19 protein-coding genes and 1 other RNA gene are annotated in these 18010 nt (G+C 60.6%); 5 read left to right on the top strand and 15 right to left on the bottom strand.

From position 1 onward, the window contains the following. Positions 1-94: 94 nt before the first annotated feature. Together ACR0AC_RS17250 and ACR0AC_RS17255 are read right to left on the bottom strand one after the other, a co-directional pair. Positions 95-1873, bottom strand: a complete 1779-nt coding sequence (locus ACR0AC_RS17250) for an SLC13 family permease (RefSeq protein ID WP_170454930.1) — start codon at positions 1871-1873, stop codon at positions 95-97. A gap of 76 nt (positions 1874-1949) precedes the next feature. After that, a complete protein-coding gene (locus ACR0AC_RS17255; protein ID WP_170454932.1) occupies positions 1950-2762 on the bottom strand; it encodes a TIGR00282 family metallophosphoesterase in 813 nt (270 codons plus the stop codon). 88 nt (positions 2763-2850) lie between these two features. On the opposite strand from ACR0AC_RS17255, the gene ACR0AC_RS17260 reads away from it, so the two are divergent. Next, positions 2851-3078: a putative hemolysin gene (locus tag ACR0AC_RS17260; protein WP_480875055.1), complete on the top strand. Its 228-nt coding sequence runs from the start codon at positions 2851-2853 to the stop codon at positions 3076-3078. On the opposite strand, the gene ACR0AC_RS17265 is transcribed toward ACR0AC_RS17260, so the two are convergent. Both ACR0AC_RS17265 and mgtE read right to left on the bottom strand, forming a co-directional pair. Next, a complete protein-coding gene (locus tag ACR0AC_RS17265; protein ID WP_480875058.1) occupies positions 3075-3638 on the bottom strand; it encodes a 5-formyltetrahydrofolate cyclo-ligase in 564 nt (187 codons plus the stop codon). The genes ACR0AC_RS17260 and ACR0AC_RS17265 overlap by 4 nt on opposite strands. Next, entirely contained in the window at positions 3635-5029 is a 1395-nt protein-coding gene (gene mgtE, locus ACR0AC_RS17270) for a magnesium transporter (protein ID WP_480875060.1), read from the bottom strand. Before mgtE ends, ACR0AC_RS17265 begins: the two co-directional genes overlap by 4 nt. 140 nt (positions 5030-5169) lie before the next feature. Here mgtE and guaD point away from each other — a divergent pair, with 140 nt between their 5' ends. Then, the gene (guaD, locus tag ACR0AC_RS17275; protein WP_480875063.1) at positions 5170-6459 is read left to right on the top strand and encodes a guanine deaminase; all 1290 of its coding nucleotides are present in this window, start codon (positions 5170-5172) and stop codon (positions 6457-6459) included. A 61-nt stretch (positions 6460-6520) separates the two neighbouring features. Here the strand turns inward: guaD and ACR0AC_RS17280 are convergent, their stop codons facing one another. The 3 genes from ACR0AC_RS17280 to ACR0AC_RS17290 form a co-directional block, all read right to left on the bottom strand. Further along, complete coding sequence (locus tag ACR0AC_RS17280; protein ID WP_480875066.1) at positions 6521-7855, bottom strand: 8-oxoguanine deaminase; 1335 nt, start codon at positions 7853-7855, stop codon at positions 6521-6523. A 115-nt stretch (positions 7856-7970) separates the two neighbouring features. Beyond that, positions 7971-8762, bottom strand: a complete 792-nt coding sequence (gene hisN / locus ACR0AC_RS17285; RefSeq protein WP_170519921.1) for a histidinol-phosphatase — start codon at positions 8760-8762, stop codon at positions 7971-7973. 39 nt (positions 8763-8801) lie between these two features. Beyond that, a complete protein-coding gene (locus tag ACR0AC_RS17290; RefSeq protein WP_170454946.1) occupies positions 8802-9173 on the bottom strand; it encodes a helix-turn-helix domain-containing protein in 372 nt (123 codons plus the stop codon). Between the two features lie 322 nt (positions 9174-9495). Here ACR0AC_RS17290 and ACR0AC_RS17295 point away from each other — a divergent pair, with 322 nt between their 5' ends. Then, positions 9496-10452 carry an NADPH:quinone oxidoreductase family protein gene (locus ACR0AC_RS17295; protein WP_480875070.1) on the top strand — a complete coding sequence of 319 codons (957 nt, stop codon included), beginning with the start codon at positions 9496-9498 and terminating at the stop codon, positions 10450-10452. Positions 10453-10458: 6 nt separating this feature from the next. On the opposite strand, the gene ACR0AC_RS17300 is transcribed toward ACR0AC_RS17295, so the two are convergent. Beyond that, entirely contained in the window at positions 10459-11340 is an 882-nt protein-coding gene (locus ACR0AC_RS17300; RefSeq protein WP_170454950.1) for a LysR family transcriptional regulator, read from the bottom strand. A gap of 127 nt (positions 11341-11467) precedes the next feature. On the opposite strand from ACR0AC_RS17300, the gene ACR0AC_RS17305 reads away from it, so the two are divergent. Continuing rightward, positions 11468-11677, top strand: a complete 210-nt coding sequence (locus ACR0AC_RS17305; protein WP_170454952.1) for a YjiS-like domain-containing protein — start codon at positions 11468-11470, stop codon at positions 11675-11677. A gap of 185 nt (positions 11678-11862) precedes the next feature. Next, positions 11863-12642 (top strand): Bax inhibitor-1/YccA family protein, encoded by a 780-nt coding sequence (locus tag ACR0AC_RS17310; RefSeq protein ID WP_170454955.1) that lies wholly within the window; start codon positions 11863-11865, stop codon positions 12640-12642. Between the two features lie 125 nt (positions 12643-12767). Here ACR0AC_RS17310 and ACR0AC_RS17315 read toward each other — a convergent pair whose 3' ends face one another. The 7 genes from ACR0AC_RS17315 to gatA all read right to left on the bottom strand — a co-directional run bounded on the left by ACR0AC_RS17315 (position 12768) and on the right by gatA (position 18010). After that, positions 12768-13274 (bottom strand): hypothetical protein, encoded by a 507-nt coding sequence (locus ACR0AC_RS17315; RefSeq protein ID WP_170519917.1) that lies wholly within the window; start codon positions 13272-13274, stop codon positions 12768-12770. Between the two features lie 207 nt (positions 13275-13481). Further along, positions 13482-13649 carry a 50S ribosomal protein L33 gene (gene rpmG / locus ACR0AC_RS17320; protein ID WP_037309480.1) on the bottom strand — a complete coding sequence of 56 codons (168 nt, stop codon included), beginning with the start codon at positions 13647-13649 and terminating at the stop codon, positions 13482-13484. Positions 13650-13777: 128 nt separating this feature from the next. Then, complete coding sequence (locus ACR0AC_RS17325; protein WP_480875074.1) at positions 13778-14485, bottom strand: DUF533 domain-containing protein; 708 nt, start codon at positions 14483-14485, stop codon at positions 13778-13780. A 118-nt stretch (positions 14486-14603) separates the two neighbouring features. Beyond that, positions 14604-15003: RNase P RNA component class A (rnpB, locus tag ACR0AC_RS17330), an RNA gene on the bottom strand. Between the two features lie 124 nt (positions 15004-15127). After that, on the bottom strand, positions 15128-15847 hold the full coding sequence (locus ACR0AC_RS17335; protein WP_480781615.1) for an N-acetylmuramoyl-L-alanine amidase: 720 nt from the start codon (positions 15845-15847) through the stop codon (positions 15128-15130). Further along, positions 15798-16484: a hypothetical protein gene (locus ACR0AC_RS17340; RefSeq protein WP_170454963.1), complete on the bottom strand. Its 687-nt coding sequence runs from the start codon at positions 16482-16484 to the stop codon at positions 15798-15800. The genes ACR0AC_RS17335 and ACR0AC_RS17340 overlap by 50 nt, the downstream gene beginning before the upstream one ends. Positions 16485-16522: 38 nt before the next feature. Further along, the gene (gene gatA, locus ACR0AC_RS17345) at positions 16523-18010 is read right to left on the bottom strand and encodes an Asp-tRNA(Asn)/Glu-tRNA(Gln) amidotransferase subunit GatA (protein WP_170454965.1); all 1488 of its coding nucleotides are present in this window, start codon (positions 18008-18010) and stop codon (positions 16523-16525) included.

Here is an 18010-nt window from a genome sequence, read left to right on the forward strand (position 1 = left end):
TCTGTCCTTTCACTTCAAACATTTGAAGAAAAGATTGGGACAGAAACGGGATTTACAAGGTTGCGAAGTTGCGTTCGGCAAAACAGCGCCGGTATCACAGCGGCCAGATCAGCGGGATCAGCAGCGAGGCCAGCAAGCCGACCGTCAGGTTCAGCGGGATGCCAACCTTCATGAAATCGGTGAACCTGTAGCCGCCGGGGCCGTAGACCATCATGTTGGTCTGATAGCCGATAGGTGTCGCGAACGAGGCCGAGGCGGCGACCATGACGGCAACAACCAGCGGGCGCGGATCAATGCCCACCGCCTGCGCCAAACCGATGGCAATGGGGGTCACAACCACCGCCACCGCGTTGTTTGACACCAGTTCGGTCAGGACCGAGGTCAGAAGGTAAACCGCCCAGATGATCAGGAAGGGCGGCAATAGCCCTAGCGATGGCGCGATGGCTTCCACGATCAGCGACACCGCGCCCGAGGCGTCCAGCGCCGCCCCGATAGCCAGCATGGCAAAGATCAGGGCCAAGAGGCGGCCTTCGACAAAGGAAAAAGCCTCATCCGCGTCGATGCAGCGGGTCAAAAGGACAATCGCAACAGCAAGGATCGACAGCAACAGGATTGGGGCCACGCCCAGCGCGGCCAGAGCGACGATGCCGATCAATGCGCCAATCGCAATCGGGGCATGGCTGCGGCGGAACGCTCGGGCCGAAGGTTGGCTGACATCGACCATATCCATTTCCGCCGCCAGACGCTGAATATCCGCCGGGGCCCCTTCCAACAGCAGCGTGTCCCCGACACGCACCACCAGATCATCCAACTGTCGCCCGATATTCTGATTCCTGCGATGTACGGCCAGAGTGTAGACACCATACCGGCGACGCAGACGCATTGCGCCCAACGTGCGACCGACCATGCGGCATCCGGGGGTGATCAGAACCTCGACAGTTTTTGTCTCAACCGCCGAAACCTGATCAACGCGCTTTAGCTCTTTATTGCTTTGCAGGCTGAGAAGCTCGGTCATTTCGGTGCGAAGAACCACTCGGTCACCGACGCGCAGCTCGATCCCTTTAAGGTTGCGCCGCAGCGACTCGTCGCCCCGAACCACGTCGATCAGACGCACGCCGGGGCGTTTGAACAGCTGGACCCCAGTAACCTCGCGTCCGATCAGGTTGCTGTCTGGGGGAATGACGGCCTCGGTAAAGAATTTCATCTTTGACCGGTCGCTGAGCAGGGTTGCCATGCTGTCGCGATCCGGCAGCAGGCGCGGGGCGATAAAACGCAGATAGACCATGCCATAAATGACCAGAGCGATGCCCAATGGCGTAACCTCGAAGATCGTAAACGCCGCCATGCCCTGCGCGCGGGCTACGCCGTCCACCAGCAGGTTGGTCGAGGTTCCGATCAGGGTCAGCGTTCCGCCCAGAATGGCCGCATAACTCAGCGGGATCAGCAGTTTTGAGGCCGGAACGTTCAGCGTGCGTGCGATCTGGACAAAGACCGGGATCATCACCACAACGACCGGCGTATTCGACACAACCGCCGAGGCCAGCACCACAAACGCCATCAGCAGCCCAATGGCAATGCGCGGGTTCACCTGCGCCTGTTTCTGCGCGGTCGAGGTGAAGGCGTCCAGTGCTCCGGTGCGCACCAGCGCCCCCATGATGATGAACATCGCGGCAATGGTCCACGGGGCCGGGTTCGACAGGACGGCCAGCGCGCTTTGATAGGGCAAGATCCCAGTGACCAGCATCAGGGCAACGCCGCCAATGGCCACAACCTCGGTCGGGTAGACCTCGCGCAGGAACATGACGAACATGCCCGCAACAATCAAAAGCGCCAGAATTGCGCTGCCCGTATCTGTCAGTGTGAGGAATTGCATTCGTGGTATTCTGTCCGAACCCTGGCCCAAGCGCCTGATGGGTAGTTTCCCGTATTGCGCGGGGCAGAGCAAGCCTTTACGGCCCCGCCTGCTCCAACCGCCCACCGACGCGCACCATTCGCACGGTTTTTGCGCTGCCGTCCTGATCGTTGGTCTCGACGAATACACCGCTTAGCGTTGCCTCGCCATTCGCCGGGGTAAAGCGGGCCTTGGGCATGCCGGTGATGAAACGGCGCATCGGCTCGATCTTGTCCATGCCAATGACCGAGTCATAGTCGCCGCACATCCCCGCATCCGTCAGATAGGCGGTGCCACCGGGCAGGATCTGTGAATCCGCCGTCGGCACATGCGTATGCGTTCCCACCACAAGGCTGGCGCGCTTGTCGCAATAATGGCCCATCGCCATTTTCTCGGACGTCGCTTCGCAGTGCATATCTACGATAATTGCGTTCGCCTGCCCGCCGCGCGGGTGGGATTTCAGGATCGGTTCAATGGCCGAAAACGGATCGTCAAAGGGCCGTTTCATGAAGACCTGTCCAAGCACCTGAGCCACCAGCACCTTGCGGCCGCCGGGCGCATTGAACAGGCGATGCCCCCGCCCCGGTGCGCCTTTGGCAAAGTTCACCGGGCGCACGATGCGCGGCTCTTTCTCGATGAATTGCAGCATGTCCTTCTGATCGAAGGCATGATCACCCAGCGTCAGACAATCCGCGCCCGCATCCAGCAACAGCTTGGCGTGATCGCCCGTCAGGCCCATCCCGTTCGAGGCATTCTCACCGTTCACCACAACGAAATCCAGCCGCCAGTCTTCGCGCAGACGCGGCAGATGCTGCTGGATGGCCGTGCGTCCCGCGCGGCCCATGACGTCACCCAGAAAAAGTATCCTCATGCCAACCGTCCTAAGTGTGGTCAATGCCAAGCACAAGCGGTTAAACTATGGCGTTAGAGCGCAAAACTGCATTGGACAGGAGAGATTTATGACCCGCTACCTCATTTCGGTTGCCATGCTGATCCCTCTGGCGGCCTGCGATCAGCCGTCGGAACAATCGACCGAACTTGCCAACCCAGCGGCGACCTACTGCGTCGAAAAAGGCGGGCAGTACGAGATACAGGACAGCGCGGAGGGTCAAACAGGGACCTGCACCTTGCCCGATGGCTCAACACAAGATGCGTGGGAGTATTTCCGGGCGGAGAATATGGGTTAGGGTCCGAAGCTCAGCACCCGGCTTTCAGTGATGACCATGTCCAGCGGCTGATCGGTCGGTTCCAGCGGCAGCCCGTCGGCCTCTTGCACATCGAAGGCAAAGCCGATGGCAAGCGTCGGTCGTTTGGCGCGCAGTCCTTCCAGTGTGCGGTCATAAAATCCTCCGCCATAGCCCAGGCGGCCACCCTGCGCATCGAAGGCCACCAGTGGGACGATCAGGATCTCGGGGTCGAAATAGTCGTCAACCTCGGGCACTTTTGCCCCGAAAGGCCCGTCTTTCAGCACGCCTTCGGGCGTCCAGCGCGAGAACTTGAGCGCCTGACCGGCAGCTTGAATCACAGGCACACCGACCGGACCATAGGCCGAGGCCTCGGCCATGGCGGGCAGCGGATCAATCTCGGTTCGGATCGGCATGTAGCCCGACAGCGGCACACCGCGGTAGCCAGCCAGCACTTCGGACAGACGCCCGGCGGCGCCGGGCAGGCGCGCATCGAACGCGGCTTTGCGACGGGCGAACGCCGCTTTGCGCGCTGCGGCCTTGATTTCAGTCAGATCGGTCACAAAAGCACCACGCTGGCCAGCCCCAAGAAAATGAAGAACCCCATGACATCCGTTGTGGTGGTCACAAAGGTCCCCGATGCCAGAGCCGGGTCAACGCCCATTCGGTCCAGCAAGACCGGTACTACCGTACCCGCAAAGCCTGCGATGATCATGTTCACGACCAAGGCTGATCCAATCACGACGCCCAGCAGCGGCGAGTCGAACCACAGCATCCCAACCGTCCCCAGAACGATGGCAAAACACAGCCCGTTGAGCATGCCGACCAGCAACTCTCGCCGGATCACGCGCCCCACGTTCGCACCGGTCAGGTCGCGCGTGGCCAACGCCCGCACCGCAACCGTGAGCGACTGCGTACCCGCATTGCCGCCCATCGAGGCCACAATCGGCATCAGGATCGCCAGTGCTACCAGTTGATCAATTGCCGCCTCGAACTGCGAAATCACCAGCGAGGCACAAATGGCCGTACACAGATTCACCGCCAGCCACGGCAGACGCCGACGACTGGTCGCGGCCACACTATCCGACAGAGAGCTTTCGTCGCTGACACCGGCCAGACGCAGGATGTCTTCCTCGTGCTCTTCGTCCAGAACCACCATGGCGTCGTCGATGGTGATCACCCCGACCAAACGGCCATCGGCGTCAACCACGGGGGCCGAGATCAGGTGGTACTGGTTGAACGCATAGGCCACATCCTCTTCGTCCTGATCGACGGGAATGATGTGGAATTCCTCCTCGGTCAGATCCAGCAACGGAACCTCGCGCCGCGTCGCCATCAACTTGCCCAGCGTGACCTGAGCAATAGGTTTCAGGCGCGGGTCGACCAGAACGACGTGGTAGAATTGCTCGGGCAGATCATCATTGGCGCGCATGAAGTCGATGGCCTGACCCACGGTCCAATGCTCGGGCGCCATGACGACCTCGCGCTGCATAAGGCGACCGGCCGAGTTTTCGGGGTAGGACAACGCCTGCTCTGCCGCCAAACGCTCGGAATCTTCCAGAGCGTCAAGGATGGTCTCCTGCTGGGGTTCCTCAAGGTCTTCCAGCAGGTCGACGACATCGTCGCTTTCCATGTCCCGCACCGCTTCGGCCAGAACATCCGGCTTCAGAACACCGATGACCTCTTCCCGGACGGCTTCATCAAGTTCCGACAGAATGTCGCCGTCGAATTCCTTGTCATACAGACGGATCAGGCGGGCGCGGTCATAGGGGTTGATCTGTTCCAGAAGGTCGGCGATGTCGGCGGCGTGCAGCGGCTCCATCAACTCGATCAGCTGGGACCGGTCTTCCACATCCACCGCATAGAGAATCGCCGCCACGGTTCGGCGGTCCAGCGCATAGACGTCTTCGTCGGTGGCAGAGTCGGCTACGGGATCATCAAAGCCTGTCGTCATGTGCTGCTCCCGCTTATTTTGCCATTGGCCCTTAATTAGAAGAAGCAGCTACCGGAAAACAATGACAATGCGCCGATTTACCCACATCTTTCGCACGCCTATGCTGATCAACGGTCTCAAACAGCTAGGGAACAGGGCGAATGGCGCAAAAGACGCTTTTGAAAGGGCGCGTTCTGAGTTTCGACGGATCGCCGTTTGAAGGGGAGCCAACCGACGCGACCCGGCTGGACGAAGCCGTTCTGATCGAGGACGGGCGCGTTCAGGCAGTCGGCGCGCTGGACGCGCTGCGCACCGCGCATCCGGATGCCGAAACGCGGGATTTTGGCGACCATCTGATCATGGCGGGCTTTGTTGACCCCCACGTTCATTACCCGCAAACCGCAATGATCGCGAGCTGGGGCAAACGGCTGATCGATTGGCTGAACACCTATACGTTTCCAGAAGAGATGAAGTTCGGCGACACGGATTATGCGACCGAGATTGCCAACCGCTATCTCGATCTGACAACGGCACATGGCACGACGACCATGTGCAGTTTTTGCACGATCCATCCCGAAAGCGTCGATGCGTTCTTCTCGGTCGCTCAACAGCGCGGCCAGCGGGTCGTCGCGGGCAAGACCTGTATGAACCGCAACGCCCCCGAAGGTCTGCAGGACACCGCGCAAACGGCCTATGACCAATCCGAGGCACTGCTGGAGAAATGGCACCGCGTGGATCGGTTGTCCTACGCGATCACGCCGCGCTTTTCGCCCACCTCGACGCCCGAACAGCTTGAGGCATTGGGGGCGCTATGGGCCGAGCATCCGCATTGCCTGATGCAAACTCATCTGAGCGAGCAAACGGACGAGATCGAGTGGGTTCGGTCCCTGTTCCCCGACGCGCGGGATTATCTGGACACCTATGAGAAATTTGGCCTGCTGGGTCAGAACGGCTTGTATGGCCACGTCATCCATTTGGAAGACCGCGAGCGCGACCGGCTGCGCGAGGTGGATGCGGCGCTGGTGCATTGCCCGACTTCGAACACTTTCATCGGCTCGGGTCTTTTTGACATGAACGGGCTGATCCATGACGGCCACCGGGTCGGGCTGGCCACCGATACGGGCGGTGGGTCCAGCTTTTCGATGCTGCGCACCATGGCCGCCGCATACGAGATCGGCCAGTTGCGCGGCCGCCCCCTGCACCCGGCGCAGTTGCTGTGGCTGGGTACAGTCGGCTCGGCGCGAACACTGCGGATGGAGGATTGCATCGGCAATATTGCTCCGGGGATGGAGGCGGATCTGATTGTGATCGACCTTGCCTCGACCCCGGCGATTGCCCAGCGTGAGGCCCACGCAGATGATCTGTGGGAGGCCGTGTTCCCGACCATCATGATGGGCGACGACCGCGCCATTGCCGAGGTCTGGATCGGAGGCACGCAAGCCGCTTGCTGAATGCGCCTTCGGCACATGCCTCCGGCGGAGGTATTTTTAGCCAGATGAAGGGCGGATCCCGCTATTGTGCAAGCGCGCGCGCCAGACGGTTTTGGGTTTCGATGGCGCGTGGCAGGTCGATTGTTGTGATCTGACCGCCCCTCACGATCTGACGTCCTTCGACAAACAGATGTTTGACCTGCATCGGTCCGGCCAGCAGCAGGGCCGCGGGATCCCAACTGCCCGCGCTTTCGATGCAGCGCGTATCCCAAACGGCGATGTCGGCCCGTTTGCCCGGCATCAGTCGCCCGCAATCTGGACGTCCCAGCACATCCGCGCCGCCACGGGTCGCGATCTCAAGCGCTTCGCGGGCGGACATGGCGTCGGCCCCATTGGCGACACGTTGCAACAGCATGGCCTGCCGCGCCTCGAGCATCAGGTTGCCGTTGTCGTTGCTGGCCGACCCGTCCGCGCCCAGACCAACTTTCACGCCCTGATCGCGCATGGTTCGCACCGGCGCGATGCCCGAGCCGAGACGGCAATTGGAGCACGGGCAATGGGCGACGCCTGTTCCGGTTTTCGAGAACAGGTTGATTTCAGCCCCGTCCAGCTTGACGCAATGGGCGTGCCAGACATCGGGACCGGTCCAGCCCAGATCTTCGGCATATTGTCCGGGGCGACAGCCGAATTGCGCCTGGGAATAGGCGATATCCTCGTCATTTTCGGCAAGATGGGTGTGCAGCATGACGCCCTTGTCGCGCGCCAGTAGGGCCGCATCGCGCATCAGATCGCGGCTGACCGAGAAGGGCGAACAAGGTGCGAGGCCGACGCGGCACATCGAGCCTTCGCTGGGATCATGAAACGCATCCACCACGCGGATCATATCGTTCAGGATGTCGCCTTCAGCTTCGACCAGACTATCCGGCGGCAGGCCGCCATCGCTTTCGCCGATGCTCATCGCGCCGCGGGTGGGGTGAAAGCGCAGGCCCAGATCAGAGGCGGCGGCAATCGTATCCTCAAGCCGAGCGCCATTTGGGTACAGGTACAGGTGATCGGAACTGAGCGTGCAGCCGGACAGCGCCAGCTCTGCCAGCCCAATCTGGGCCGAGGTAAACATCTCATCCGGCCCGAAGCGGGCCCAGATCGGGTAGAGCGTTTGCAGCCAGCCAAACAGCAATGCGTCCTGTCCGCCCGGAACCGCGCGGGTCAGGGTTTGATAGAGGTGATGATGCGTGTTCACCAAACCCGGCGTGACCACGCAGCCCTTGGCATCATGCACCTCGCCTTTTGTCGTCAACCCATGGCCAAGCTGCGCGATCTGACCGTCGCGGATCAGAATGTCCGCACTGGTCAATTCGCGACGGTCGTCATCCATGGTCAGGATGGTATCGGCGTTTTTGATGAGAATTTCGGTCATATCAGCACTCCTGCATCTGCCCGTCTCATGCAAGGAGTGTGCGGCCGGTGGAAAACGGGCGTAAGAACCGGCTGTTGCTTACTGTAATTGCAGGCCCGGCAAGCGGCAACCAATTTCAGTGGTTGCGCAGGATCTGCAAGGCTGCGGCGTGGATCTCGGCGTTGGCGGCGGCCAAAGCGCGGCCGCCATTATGGGCCGGCCCGCCCTGCCAGTCGGTGACAATGCCGCCAGCGGCTTCGATCACAGCAATCGGTGCCTGGATGTCATAGGAATTCAAACCGGCTTCGATCACCAGATCCGCCTGCCCTGCCGCCAACAGAGCGTAGGCGTAGCAGTCCATCCCATAGCGCGTCAGCTTGACCTGTTTGGATACAGCTTCGAACCCCGCGCGATCCTGCGCCGTGCCGACCTCGGGGAAAGTTGTGAACAGGATCGCCTCGTCCAGCGTTTTTGTTTTGCGTGTCGCCAGATCAGATGTGCCCAACGGGCCCTTCAGCTGCGCTATGTCTGAGGATCCCATGAACCGTTCGCCGATATAGGGCTGATCGACCACACCCAGGAAAGGTCCATCCGCTGTGCCCAGCGCGATCAGAACGCCCCAGGTCGGTGTGCCGCTGACGAACCCACGTGTGCCGTCAATCGGGTCCAGAACCCACACGCGTCCGCTGCTGCCTTCGGTCTGGCCGTATTCTTCCCCCAGAATACCGTCATCGGGGCGGTGGCGGCTGAGAACCTCGCGCATTGCCTGTTCCGCAGCGCGGTCCGCTACGGTGACCGGGTCGAACCCGTCTTCCAGCTTGTTCGAGGTTTCAAGATCGCGTTGGCGAAAATGCGGAAGAATAGCCGCGCGCGCCGCGTCGGCCATTGCTTCGGCTACATCCATGTCGGTCAAAGGCGTCTGGTGCATGGGCCACTGGTGCGGCCAACGCCCGGCAGAGTCAAGCGATCAGGCGACGTCGCTGAGAACCCGCGCCAGTTCAAACAGACGGCGGCGCTGGTTTTCCGGGATTGCGTAGTAAGAGCGCACCAGATCCAAAGCTTCCTTGTCCCCCATCAGGTCAGCAGGCACCGATTTCTTGTCTGACGGGCTTTTTTCCGCTTCTTCGAGACCTTCAAAGAAAAAGCTGACCGGAACGTCCAATGCCTCGGCGATGTCCCACAGGCGGGATGCGCTGATTCGGTTGGCTCCGGTTTCGTATTTCTGGATTTGTTGAAACTTGATACCAACCTGCTGCGCCAATTGCTGTTGGGTCATCCCAATCAGCCAGCGGCGATGCCGAACGCGCTTGCCCACATGGACATCGACGTGATGAGTCATTGGTATTCTCCTTTACTACACAAACATCTGTACGGGATTGCGCGACGTCCGTGATCGCAACCTTAGCGAGCGGGCCTTAACCACTCCCTAACCTGGATCGTGCCACCCCCCGATTACAGCACTAGGTGCCTATATTGCTGCTTTTGGAATTTTTTTCAAGCTGGTTGAGTCATGCACCCGACATGGTGGTTTGTGGTTGTGTCCCTTTGGACCCTACACCATTGGTTGTATTCGACGGGCCGATTATGCCCGACGTGGCGTGCATATTGACAAGCGACGCGCGACGCGCGCCTATTCCCGCAAATCAAGGGGCGGTCAATCTATGCTGGCATATCGTGTTCAATCCGACGGCGCAGTCGCGCAATTATGTGAGGTCGAGGTTCCGGCCCCGTCTGCGGGTCAGGTGCGCGTTGCCATCAAGGCCTGCGGGCTGAATTTTGCAGACCTGCTGATGCAGAAAGGCACCTATCAGGACACCCCCAAGACCCCGTTCACGCTGGGCCTGGAAATTGCCGGGGTGATCGAGTCGGTTGGCCCGGACATCACGCATCTCAAACAGGGCGACCGGGTCGCGGTTTACTCGGGTCAGGGTGGTTTGGCCGAGTTCGGGGTATTTGACGCAGATCGTGTGATCCCCCTGCCCGACACGACCAGTTTCGAGGATGCCGCTGCGATCCAGATCGCCTATGGCACCAGCCATCTTGCGCTGGATCACCGGGCCCGGCTGCAACCGGGCGAGACCTTGCTGGTCACCGGTGCCGCGGGCGGGGTTGGTCTGACGGCTGTCGAGGTTGGCAAGCTGATGGGCGCGACCGTGATCGCTCAGGCGCGAGGGGCCGAAAAGCTGGCCGTTGCAAAAGATGCGGGTGCGGATCACCTGATCGATGCGTCCGAGGATCTGCGTGAAACCGTCAAAGCACTGGGCGGTGCGGACGTTGTTTACGACGCCATTGGCGGCGACGTATTCAAGGCGGCCTTTCGCGCCACCAACCCTGAAGGTCGCTTGCTGCCCATTGGATTTGCCGGTGGCGAGGCTCCGCAAATCCCGGCCAATCATCTGTTGGTCAAGAACCTGACCGTGATCGGCTTTTACATCGGCGGCTATCTCAGCTTTCGCCCCAAGATCGTTCAGGACAGTTTCAAAACGCTGTTTCGCTGGCACAGCGAGGGCAAGATCAAACCGCATATCAGCCACACCCTGCCTCTGGCGGATGTGGCCGAGGGGATGCAATTGCTGAAAGAACGTAAATCCACCGGCAAGATCGTTATCACGATCTGAGCGCGCCTACCCGACGACCGCCCGCAACTGGCTGCCGCCCAACATGCGGAAGTTCTGCCGGACCAGTTGGGCCAATGCCTCGACAACCGGGTCACGCCCCGAATCGCCGCCGTAGAGGTTGATCATATGCGCGGGCAGGTCCGGAAGCGCACCGCCCGAGTCGATCTGTTCCAGATGCGCGGCCTCGGTCCCGTCCAGCATCGCGTGAACGGCCAGATCGGCGCTGACGGTGGCCTCGATGGTCCGGTCGTTTTCGGTTTCGACAGACAATTCCCACGGGATACCCGCCGCGTCCAGCGCTGCGATCACCTGCGGGCGGAACAGACACCGCCGCCCCAGCGCCAAGGGTAGCGGATTTTTACGCCAGGCAGACCCGCCCGGCGCGCCGATCCAGCGTAGCGGCAGTTCGGCAATCGTCTCAGCCCCGTCCGCCGAAGACGGTTCGGTGGTCAGGATCACATCGCACTCACCGCGTTTGAACATATCCTTCAACTGGAGTGAGTAGGACGAGACCAATTGCACCCGTACGCGCGGGAAGTCGGCATTGAACCGTTGCAGGACACGGGGAATCGCCGGGTAGACGATGTCATGGGGCACGCCCAGCACCACTTCGCCCTCAAACGCCTGATCAGTGAGTTTCGAAATCACCTCATCATTCAACGCAATCATCCGTCGGGCATAGGCCAGCAATTGCTCGCCCGAGGCCGTCAACGCAATGGTCCGTCCGCTGCGGTCCAGCAGTTCAAGGCCCAGAAGCTCCTCCAACCGTTTCAACTGCATTGAAACTGCGGATTGGGTCAGGTGAAGGAATCCGGCTGCGCGGGTTACACCACCCTGATCTGCCACGGCCACGAAAGAGCGCAGGGTTGTAATGTCCAGATTTCTCATCTTCACGATTCCTTATGGGTTACATCATAAATATTCGTTTTCAAAATATGACATGCTTTGCCATATCAATCAAGGAAGTTGATCGATGGCGACAAATCCATCGAAAATCGCAGAAAGGACAATTGCTATGACCCAAATTGCAATCCATCACAGCTGCAAACCCGCCAAACGCTCGTTCGTTTCCTTGGTGCTTCAGGCGCTTTCGGTGAAGCGTCAGCGTCGCAAACTGGCACAACTGGACGATGCCGCGCTGAAAGACATTGGCATTACCCGCGCCGAAGCCTCGGCAGAAGCGGATCGGTTTTTCTGGGACGCGCCGCAAATCTGGAAAAGATGACCTGGATAGTCATGTTTTCCCGAGCGATTGGTGACGCAGTGTCGCCTGTCGCTCGTTTTGTTGGGTGTTTTCGTCGGTTTTCCGCCGGAAAGTCTTGAAACACAGCCATTAGTTGCCGATATTTGAGGGGAAAACCGCCCCGCCCTGTCGGGGCGTTCTAACAGGACGATAAGGGAGACCCTTTGATGGCACAATTCGACACGATCCGGACGGTATCCGGCGCGCGCGCCGCCGAGATTGATCAGGGCCTGCGCGCCCATATGAACAAAGTCTACGGCACAATGTCCGTCGGCATGCTGATCACGGCGCTGGCCGCGTGGGCAATTGCCGGTCTTGCCGTAACAAGCGATCCGACCAATGCGGTCGCTCAGATCGGCGCTGATCGCTATCTGACCAGCCTTGGTGGCACCCTGTTCCTGACGCCGCTGAAATGGGTTGTCATGTTTGCCCCGCTGGGCTTCCTGCTGTTTGGCTGGGGCGCTCTGATGCGGCGCGGATCGGCTGCGGCTGTGCAACTGGGCTTTTTCATCTTCGCCGCCGTTATGGGCGTTTCGATGAGCTCGATCTTCATGGTCTTTACGCCCTATTCGATCACGCAGACTTTCCTGGTGACCGCAATCGCATTCGCCGGCCTCAGCCTGTACGGTTACACCACCAAGCGTAACCTCAGCGGCATGGGCACCTTCCTGATGATGGGCGTGATCGGTCTGCTGGTTGCCATGATCATCAACCTGTTCCTGCAATCGGGCGTGATGATGCTGGCCATTTCGGCCATCGGCATCCTGATCTTCGCCGGTCTGACCGCATTCTACACGCAGGACATCAAGAACACCTATGTGGCACACGCCGCGCATGGCGATCAGGAATGGCTGGACAAAGCTGCCTTTGACGGCGCGCTGAGCCTGTATATCTCGTTCCTGAACATGTTCCAGTTCCTGCTGATGTTCATGGGGCAACAGGAATAACGACTGCAAGGCGAAACGATTACGATGGGCCGGTCAGTGACCGGCCCTTTTCTTTTGCCCTCCGTCCAACAAACAAAAACCCCCGCTGCGAAGGCGGGGGCTGTAATTCCAAATCGTCTAAGTTGTCAGCTGCAGTTCAATGGCACCGCAAACCCGCTGCTCCGCTCGGACGAGCCTTTGCGGAACACGTCCCCCGCAGGAAGGCATCCAGTAAAGCGCTCAGTTTCGCTGCCGAAGGTTGCACCGATCGAATTGTCAACGCGGGTGCTGTTGTTGGATGTGCGCAGCACTCCGAAAAGCGTGCCATTCACGTTGACCGTGCTCAGGTACAGGTTGGTATCGCTGCCCGACAATTGTACGGCGGTGTCCGGGTTCCGGCCGCCATTGTCGATGGCAACACGGGCCACCTTGTTCGGATCGACCTGATCCGAGAGAACTGTAACGGTTGGCAATTCGGCCAGTTCAGCCGGGATATTCGTTGCGGGCGGGACAAAGGCCACCGCGCCCGGAACGTCGGAAATGGTGCGGGGTTCGCCATCAATTCCAGTAAACCCAACACCTTGGCGGTTGAACGGGTCTTCACAAGCCGTAAGGGTCAGAACGGCAATTGTGGATAACAAGATTTTTTTCATGGCGGTCAACATTTTGTGGCGGTTTGCTCAACCGTAAGTGCAGCGGGTCGCAAAAAGCAAGCCGCCGCCCAAACGATTGCCCCTTGCCCTGATGCGCGGCTGCAACGGACTGTGCGATTTAGCAGTCGTTGAATGACATCAATGCCAGCACGAAAAAAGGCCCTGCCGCAGCAGAGCCTTTCCCGAAAGTCAGTTCAGAACGGCAGATTACTTGATCTTGCCTTCTTTGTACTCGACATGCTTCCGAACGACCGGATCGTATTTACGAATGGTCATTTTCTCGGTCATGGTGCGTGCGTTCTTCTTGGTCACGTAGAAGTGGCCCGTGCCCGCGGTCGAGTTCAGACGGATCTTGATTGTCGTCGGCTTCGCCATGGTTGATCTCCTGCGTCCGAAAAGGCAGGGGCCTTTCGGTTGAATTCCTATGAGCGTGCGCTTTTACGCGCTGCACCGCCCATGTCAAGGCCAATCGGCCTCGTGTCGTTCAGGATTCGCGCCCATCCTCAGGCGGACAAGGTCGGGGCGCCCATATAGGCGTGAATCTGGTCCCGTTCCGCGTCGGACAAGCCCAGCGCAGTGGCCAGTTGCAGCAGATACGCCGCCTCACGCTCGTTATCCAGCCGAATCGCGGCCAGGGATGTGGCATAGATCTGCGTTTTGAGCGGCCCGCCCGAAGCCGCCGCCAGCCCCATGACATCGACTGGGGATTCGAGCTGTTCCAGAACAAAGGCGCGTTCTTCGTCGCTGATGTCGTCGCCCAACTCTCCGATGATGGACTGTTTCTCCTGCTCGTCGAGCTCTCCATCGGATTTCGCGGCCTGGATCATGGCGCGCAGCATCAGTTTGGCCTGCTCTTCCATCGCGGCCCCGGCGGGTGTGCCGCTGAACACCGTCTCCATCATGTCGGCCGTTTGCTGGCTGCCGGTCTTGGCAGCACCCTGCATGGCGTTCAGAAGGCCACTCAGACCAGCAGCACCGGCGGCCCCACCGCCCAGCCCCATTTTGCCGATCATGTCCTGTAATCCCGACGCACCGCCCGGCATTCCGAACTGTTCGGCCATTTTGCCAAGCTGGTCCATACCAAAGCCACCGCCGGACCCTTGCATCATTTTCTGCAACCCGGCCATGCCGCCCATTTCCTTGTATTTTTCCATTCCCTTGGCCGCCGCAAAACCTACGGCAACCGATGCCAATGCCTTCATGAAACTCATAACAATCCTCCCGGGTTCACTAATCCCTGTTTACAAGCGTAGCAGCGGAACAGGGTTGAGAACACCATTTGCGAGGTTCTGGGCGGATCGCCACTTATGGGTTGGCCGGATTTTGGATACGCGCGGAGGGCCTGTAAGCCGGATCTTGTTCCGGGGTTGCCCCCTTCGATGACCATTCCTCTAGGCCGTGCATTGCTGCGCGGCTCAAGCTGCCAACCCGGTCCCTCTCGGCCAAGACGCGCTTAGCGGCGGTATCGGCTGACGCCGACCGGCCCGCGCGGGGACCCTATTTGGCATTGCTCCCGGTGGGGCTTGCCGTGCCGCCCCTGTTGCCAGGGGCGCGGTGGGCTCTTACCCCACCGTTTCACCCTTACCTTCGACCGAAGCCGCAGGCGGTCTGATTTCTGTGGCGCTTTCCGTCGGGTTGCCCCGCCCGGGCGTTACCCGGCACCGTTGTCTTGTGGAGTCCGGACTTTCCTCTCGGGTCTTGCGACCCCAGCGGCCATCCGGCCCTCCGCGCGTGGGTTGGGTATGCGCAGTGATTGACGGCGTCAAGAGTGGATAGGGTGCTGAAGGGGCCGGCCCCTTCTTGGCCTGCGGCCAATTCATCCCCGAGATATTTTTGGCCAGATGAAGGGCGGATCAGGTCTGTGGGCCAGACCGGATGAGCGGGGTGAAGTCAGCGGGGCTTAGAGGGCCTTTGCCCCAGGGTCGGTATCGCAGGCGGACCGCGGCGAGAAGGGTGTCGTCGTCCACATTTGCCGTAAAACCTGAGTCTTGGGCCAGGGTGCGGAATGCCTGTGGGGTTGGGTCTGGTAAGGCTGCGCCCTTACCGCGCTTACCGGCCAGACATTGTTTTTCGAGGCGGTGCCAGTCGAATCGGGGGCCGGGGTCGATCTTCCGGCCCGGAGCCATGTCGGAATGGCCAATGACATTCTCAGGTCGAATGGACCAGCGTGCCATGATGCCCTTTATCAACCTTTCCAACGTGGTCATCTGGGGGTCGGAAAACGGGTGCGCGCCCGTATTGTCCAGCTCGACCCCGATGGAGCGCGAGTTGATGTCGTCCTGACCGAGCCATTCACCCGCCCCGGCGTGCCAGGCGCGATCTTGTTCGCGCACCATCTGCCATAGCGTGCCGTCATTGCCGATAAGGTAATGCGCCGAGACCTCGGCCTGTGGATCGCAGAGCCGGTCCAGCGCAGCCCTTGCGCTGTCCATAGCGGTATAGTGCAGGACGATAATGCCCGGTGTCAGCCCATCCCGGCGCGGACCGAAATTGGGTGAAGGATGCCAGACGGCGGACGGGTGATCAGTTGCTGACGGCACTGCGGAACGGGCTGGGATCCCAGCCGCAGGCATAGCCATCGCCATCGGGGTCCAGCCCCTTGCGGTCGCGCTGCGGGCCGCCATTGGACAGGAACTCGATCTGAGCCTGATCCGCCGATGGGAAGCGCGCGCAGTTGCGTTGGGCCTTGGCCTGCAGGTTAAACCCCGCACGACTATAGAGCTGTGTGCCAACAGGGTTCGACGTGCTGAGCGCATATTGCACGATGTTGGGTTGACCGTCCGCACCACGCTCGGGCACGGCGGTCGGGGCGACCAGTTCGTAGGTCTGGCGGTTCTGCTCGATCCGGGCGGCGTCGGATTCGATGCTGCGACGCTCGGACACCGCGGCAAAGTCCTGTTCATCGGAAATTGCGGGGTTGCCGGGCGCAGGTACCGTTGCCTGCCCCGAAGTGCTGGCCAGCGCCGCCGCAGCCTGGTTCGCGATATCTGCGTTTTCGCCCGTCGCCACGGCGGTGCCGGGCGCGCCCAATGGCTGCTGCGATACGTCGACCGGGGCCAGCAACGGGTTGCCTGCAATGCCCTGTCCGGCCAGTTGCGCCTCACGCTGGGCCTGGTATTCCGGCGTGTTGAACCCTGTGCCCTGAACCGGTGCAACCGTGTTACAGGCCGCCACCAGGGCAACAAAAGGGATCACTGGCAAAAGACGCATATAACCGCTCCGATACTGGTGAACTGGCAGCCCGAGGCTTACCACCATTTCGCTGGTTTTGCCACAAACCCGGCGGCGTTTTCCAGCGCGTAGGCGGTGTTGAGCAGATCGCCTTCGTCCCACGGGCGTCCGATCAGTTGCAGACCCAGCGGCAGCCCTTGTTTATCGAGCCCCGCGGGCACCGAGATACCCGGCAAACCGGCAAGGTTCACAGTCACTGTAAAGACGTCGTTCAAGTACATTTGAACAGGATCAGCCTCGGTCATCTCGCCCAGACCAAAGGATGCCGAGGGCGTGGCCGGGGTCAGGATCGCGTCGACGCCTGCGGCGAAGACATCCTCGAAGTCTTTCTTGATCAGGGTGCGGACGCGGCGGGCGCGGTTGTAGTAGGCGTCGTAGAAACCTGCGGACAGAACGTAGGTGCCGACCATCACGCGGCGCTGCACCTCGTGGCCGAACCCTTCGGCGCGGGTCTTTTCGTACATCTCGGTGATGCCGTCGCCCTGTGCCAGCGTCGCGCGGCGGCCATAGCGGACACCGTCATAACGCGCGAGGTTTGAGGATGCCTCGGCAGGCGCAATCACATAATACGCAGGCAGCGCGTATTTGGTGTGCGGCAGCGAGATGTCGACGATTTCGGCCCCTGCGTCTTTCAGCATCGCCGCACCGTCGGCCCACAGCTTTTCGATCTCGGCGGGCATCCCGTCCATGCGGTATTCCTTGGGGATGCCGATCTTTTTGCCCTTGATGTCGCCGGTCAGCATCGCCTCGAAATTCGGGACGGCCAGTTCGGTGCTGGTGGAATCCTTTGGGTCGTGACCGCACATCGCCTCAAGCATGATGGCCGCATCGCGAACATTCTTGGTCATCGGTCCGGCCTGATCCAGCGAAGAGGCAAAGGCCACGATGCCCCAGCGCGAGCAGCGGCCATAGGTTGGCTTGATGCCGGTGATGCCGGTAAAGGCGGCGGGCTGACGGATCGAACCACCGGTATCGGTGCCGGTTGCGGCCAGACACAGGTCAGCGGACACAGCCGAGGCCGAACCGCCCGAGGAACCGCCCGGTGTCAGTTGCGCGTCGTCATTGCCGCGCCGCCACGGGCTGACCGCGTTGCCGTAAACCGAGGTTTCGTTGGACGACCCCATCGCGAACTCGTCCATGTTCAGCTTGCCCAGCATCACGGAACCCGCATCTGCCAGTTTCTGCGATACGGTGGATTCGTATTCCGGCTTGAAACCTTCCAGAATTTTCGAGGCCGCCTGCGAGGGCACGCCCTTGGTGCAGAACAGATCCTTGATGCCGATCGGCAGACCGCACATCGACGGCGCGTCGCCGCCCTTGATCCGCTCATCAGCCGCCTTGGCACGCTCCAGCGCGATTTCGGGTGTCTTGTGGACAAAAGCGTTCAGCGCGTCGGCCTCGTCAATGGCCTTGAGGCAGGATTCGGTCAGTTCAACCGAGGTCACGTCACCCTTACGCAGCGCGTCGCGGGCCTCGGCCAGGCCCAGTTTGTTCAGATCGCTCAT

Source organism: Ruegeria sp. H7 (genome assembly GCF_056532945.1).

What these genes read in the sequence shown, in the direction of transcription:
- ACR0AC_RS17335 (WP_480781615.1), bottom strand. Translation starts at nt 15,847, where the DNA reads ATGCCTGCGGCTGGGATCCCAGCCCGTTCCGCAGTGCCGTCAGCAACT.
- ACR0AC_RS17295 (WP_480875070.1), top strand. Translation starts at nt 9,496, where the DNA reads ATGCTGGCATATCGTGTTCAATCCGACGGCGCAGTCGCGCAATTATGT.
- ACR0AC_RS17310 (WP_170454955.1), top strand. Translation starts at nt 11,863, where the DNA reads ATGGCACAATTCGACACGATCCGGACGGTATCCGGCGCGCGCGCCGCC.
- rpmG (WP_037309480.1), bottom strand. Translation starts at nt 13,649, where the DNA reads ATGGCGAAGCCGACGACAATCAAGATCCGTCTGAACTCGACCGCGGGC.
- ACR0AC_RS17300 (WP_170454950.1), bottom strand. Translation starts at nt 11,340, where the DNA reads ATGAGAAATCTGGACATTACAACCCTGCGCTCTTTCGTGGCCGTGGCA.
- hisN (WP_170519921.1), bottom strand. Translation starts at nt 8,762, where the DNA reads ATGCACCAGACGCCTTTGACCGACATGGATGTAGCCGAAGCAATGGCC.
- ACR0AC_RS17280 (WP_480875066.1), bottom strand. Translation starts at nt 7,855, where the DNA reads ATGACCGAAATTCTCATCAAAAACGCCGATACCATCCTGACCATGGAT.
- guaD (WP_480875063.1), top strand. Translation starts at nt 5,170, where the DNA reads ATGGCGCAAAAGACGCTTTTGAAAGGGCGCGTTCTGAGTTTCGACGGA.
- gatA (WP_170454965.1), bottom strand. Translation starts at nt 18,010, where the DNA reads ATGAGCGATCTGAACAAACTGGGCCTGGCCGAGGCCCGCGACGCGCTG.
- ACR0AC_RS17325 (WP_480875074.1), bottom strand. Translation starts at nt 14,485, where the DNA reads ATGAGTTTCATGAAGGCATTGGCATCGGTTGCCGTAGGTTTTGCGGCG.
- ACR0AC_RS17260 (WP_480875055.1), top strand. Translation starts at nt 2,851, where the DNA reads ATGACCCGCTACCTCATTTCGGTTGCCATGCTGATCCCTCTGGCGGCC.
- ACR0AC_RS17340 (WP_170454963.1), bottom strand. Translation starts at nt 16,484, where the DNA reads ATGCGTCTTTTGCCAGTGATCCCTTTTGTTGCCCTGGTGGCGGCCTGT.
- ACR0AC_RS17290 (WP_170454946.1), bottom strand. Translation starts at nt 9,173, where the DNA reads ATGACTCATCACGTCGATGTCCATGTGGGCAAGCGCGTTCGGCATCGC.
- mgtE (WP_480875060.1), bottom strand. Translation starts at nt 5,029, where the DNA reads ATGACGACAGGCTTTGATGATCCCGTAGCCGACTCTGCCACCGACGAA.
- ACR0AC_RS17315 (WP_170519917.1), bottom strand. Translation starts at nt 13,274, where the DNA reads ATGAAAAAAATCTTGTTATCCACAATTGCCGTTCTGACCCTTACGGCT.
- ACR0AC_RS17250 (WP_170454930.1), bottom strand. Translation starts at nt 1,873, where the DNA reads ATGCAATTCCTCACACTGACAGATACGGGCAGCGCAATTCTGGCGCTT.
- ACR0AC_RS17255 (WP_170454932.1), bottom strand. Translation starts at nt 2,762, where the DNA reads ATGAGGATACTTTTTCTGGGTGACGTCATGGGCCGCGCGGGACGCACG.
- ACR0AC_RS17305 (WP_170454952.1), top strand. Translation starts at nt 11,468, where the DNA reads ATGACCCAAATTGCAATCCATCACAGCTGCAAACCCGCCAAACGCTCG.